This window comes from Microcoleus sp. (assembly GCF_049646505.1).
Taxonomy (GTDB): Bacteria; Cyanobacteriota; Cyanobacteriia; order Cyanobacteriales; family Microcoleaceae; genus Microcoleus.
On sequence record NZ_JBARVX010000264.1, the window covers coordinates 1 to 3,545 of the forward strand.

Consider the following 3,545-nt stretch of genomic DNA (forward strand, 5'->3'; position numbering starts at 1 on the left):
GGGCGGCATGGGCGGCATGGGCGGCATGGGCGGCATGGGCGGCATGGGCGGCATGGGCATGATGTAGTCATCAGTCATCAGTCATTAGTCATCCGTCATCCGTCATCAGTCTGTAGTTTTCAGCTAAAAACTGCCTGCTGATTGGTGGCTGAGTGCGCTCCTCTCCGTTGGCGTAGCCCCCTAGGGGCCGGGTGGTAACATTCTCACCAAAAACGATGATTTTGTAGGGTAGTGCCCCCGTGCCTACCCTCCCCGTGCCTACCCTCCCCCGCGCCAAACACAGTTCGGCGTGCAGCGCGCACCGAACCCAACGCCAGAGGGCGATCACTCTTGGCACCGCCCCTACCAACAGCCAACAGTCAGCAGCCAACAGTCAACAGCAAACAGTCAACTGTCAACTGTCAACTGACAACTGACAAAGAACACCCCCTCCCTTTTGTATCCGATGCGTCTTGTAAAAAAAAAGAGCATCTGCTCTAATTAAGTTATATTTACAAAAATAGTATTTCCTAAAAATTATTGTATTATGGAGGGTTGCGCCGAAAATTGCACCGGGAACCGCAGCAGTAAAGTATGCAAAAATATTTGAGTGAGTTAAACTAATTTTAGGAAAAATTTAAAGCTCTACTTGCAAGCGATCGAAAAATACCCATGCAGGAAGTTGTCAACTCGTTACAGTCTTTTTTCTCTAACTCTGTTGATGCTTTCCTAGAGTGCGATCGACAGCAAAACTACCTATATATCAATCCCGTTGCTGCTGCTTGGATGGGATTGGAGGCTGCTGAAATAGTCAACAAAACTAACCAAGAATTATTGCAATTATATCCCAATAATTCTGCTCTCAAAAACATAATCTCGCAGATTGATTCCTGCCTGCAACAAGTATTTATCACAGGGGAAAAAAAGCTGGCAATTCACGAGGTGAGGGCGGCAGACGGCGGGATTAAAATTTACGAAACTGCTTACACGCCAGCGGTGGATGCCTCTAGCAACCAGATTCGGGTTTTGGGTGTCGGCAGGGATATCACCAGGCACTACCGCTGGCAGCAGCAGAAAAGTCAACAGTTGCGCCGATCGAATAATTTACTGTGGTTGAATGCCGCTAACAGTCCTCTGGCAATGGTTGGCTGGGATGAAAATTTTCGGATCGTTCAGTGGTCAAAACGCGCCCAAGAAATCTTTGGCTGGACATCGGATGATATGATGGGCAAGCTGTTCGGCGATTTGGGTTTGGTTTGCGAAGAAGATCGAGAGGCTGTAAGTGCGATCGAACTAGAACTAGCCTCCGGCAACGGCAATACTTCAATTAACCGCAACTATACAAAAAGCGGACAGGTGATTTGGTGTCGCTGGTTCAACTCAATTATTCGCAGCGGCGATACTTTTACCGTGCTTTCTTTGGTGGAAGACATCACGGATCGCAAACGCTTAGAAGCAGAAAAAGCCCAAGCTTCTCGCCTCACAGCAATGGTGGCCGATGTCGGTATTGCCCTCACCAAACACCCTGAAGATATCCTGCTGCCCTGCTGCGAGGCAATGGTGCAAAATCTTGATGTGGCCTCTGCTGAAATTTGGACTTTCAACTCTCAATACAATATTTTGGAATTGCAAGCAGTTTCGGGAATCTACAGCCGCACAGGCGATCGGGCTAGCTTTATTGCAACTAAGGTTAACTCGATCGCCCAACAACAACAACCGCAATTTGACTGCGGATTTGAACTGAATAATTTTGGCAGCCCAGAAGAAGAGTCCGGAGAATTTACAGCGGCAGAAAACTCCGAAGCAGCAATTGCAAACAGCAGTCAAAATCCGATCGGCAGCCCAATAGTCCAGCAATTTTTTACCTTGGCAGGCTATCCTTTAATAGTCGAAGAAAAGTTGGTGGGAGTCATGGTAATTATCAGCCGCCAGCCGCTGAATTCACCATTTAAAGAAACTTTAGCATCGGTAGCCGATGTCATCGCTTTAGGCATCGAACGCAAGCGCGCAGAAGCCGACTTGAAATCAGCTAGGGGGTTTCTCAATTCGGTAGTAGAAAACCTGCCTGTGGGAGTTTTTGCTAAAGATGCTTCTTCGCTGAAATTTGTACTGTGGAATAAAGCGGGGGAAACGATCGCAGGTGTTACCTCTCAAGAGGCGATCGGCAAAAATGACTACGATATTTATCCCAAAGAACAAGCTGATGTTTTCGCCGCTCAAGACAGGGAAATATTGACCGGTAATCACACCCAATCTACTGTTCGAGACATAGCCGAAGAGCCGATCCAAACTCGCCACAAAGGTATGAGAATACTGCACACCCGCAAAGTGCCAATTCTCGACGCTCAGGGGCATCCTCAGTACGTGTTGGGCATTACTGAAGATATTACCGAACGCCGGCAGGTAGACGAAAGCGTGCGCCTCTACGACCAAATTGTCGAGAATATGCAGATTGGTTTGTACGTCTACCATTTGGAAAATACAGGCGATGACAGCAGTCTCAGGGCGATCGCCTCTAATCCCGCTGCTACGCGGTTTACCGGGCTAGAAATGGCCGATGTTTTGGGCATGACAATTGACGAGATTTTTCCTCATTTGCGATCGAAAAACATTCCCCAAGCATTTGCTTCGGTAATTCTGGGTCAAAAATCCCTAGAACTTGAAGATGTTGACTGCGATGAATCCGGCAAAATAACTCGCGCTTTTTCTATTAAAGCTTTTCCATTACCTAACAACTGCGTCGGCGTTGCTTTTGAAAACATTACAGATCGCAAGTGCCTCGAATTAGAACTACAAATAGCCCTGGCACAAACCGAACGTTCCGAAGAACTGCTTCGCACAGTAATAGACACAACCAGCGACTGGATTTTTGCCAAAGACAAACAATTTCGCTATATTTTAGCAAACAAGAGTTTCGCGGAATCGATTGGCAAAGAAGTCGAAGAAATAATAGGAAAATCAGATTTAGAATTAGGATTTTCAGAAGAGCTAGTATTTGGGAATGCCGCCAAAAACATTCGAGGCTTTCGCACAGACGACTCTACCGTAATAGCTGGCGAAATCATTCACAATCCCAGCGTTCGGGCAAATATTGCAGACGGTTCAGTACGTATTTTTGACACCGAAAAGATTCCTATGCGCGACGCCCAAGGCAATATATTTGCAGTGCTAGCTTTTGCTCGCGACATTACAGAACGCCATCAATATCAGGAAAGTTTGCGTAGAAGCGAATCAAGATTTAGGTCTTTGGTTGCGAATATTCCCGGAGTGGTTTATCGCTGGCAGTGCGATTTTTCTACAAGTTTTATTAGCGAGACCATTTACTTACTAGCGGGCTACACCGCTGCGGATTTCATTTCGCCTTTTGGCAGGGGAAGCCGGAGTTTTGCTAGCATTATTTACCAGGAAGATTGGGCTATAGTAGAAGCAACAATTCGGCAATCAATAGAAAACAAACAGTCTTATAATTTGGAATACCGCTTGCTAGCAGCAGACGGCACGGTTAAATGGGTGTGGGATAAAGGTTCTCCCGTGTTCGACACAGATGGGAGCGTTTGCTATTTGGA

General features: G+C 46.7%; 2 protein-coding genes. One reads left to right on the top strand and one right to left on the bottom strand.

The features are described from left to right. Positions 1-88: 88 nt before the first annotated feature. Positions 89-370, bottom strand: coding sequence for a hypothetical protein (locus tag WBA89_RS14200; protein WP_424407413.1), 282 nt, complete (start codon positions 368-370; stop codon positions 89-91). A 281-nt stretch (positions 371-651) separates the two neighbouring features. On the opposite strand from WBA89_RS14200, the gene WBA89_RS14205 reads away from it, so the two are divergent. Further along, positions 652-3,545 (top strand): PAS domain S-box protein (locus tag WBA89_RS14205; RefSeq protein ID WP_424407415.1); only part of this gene is annotated, 2,894 nt, incomplete at its 3' end.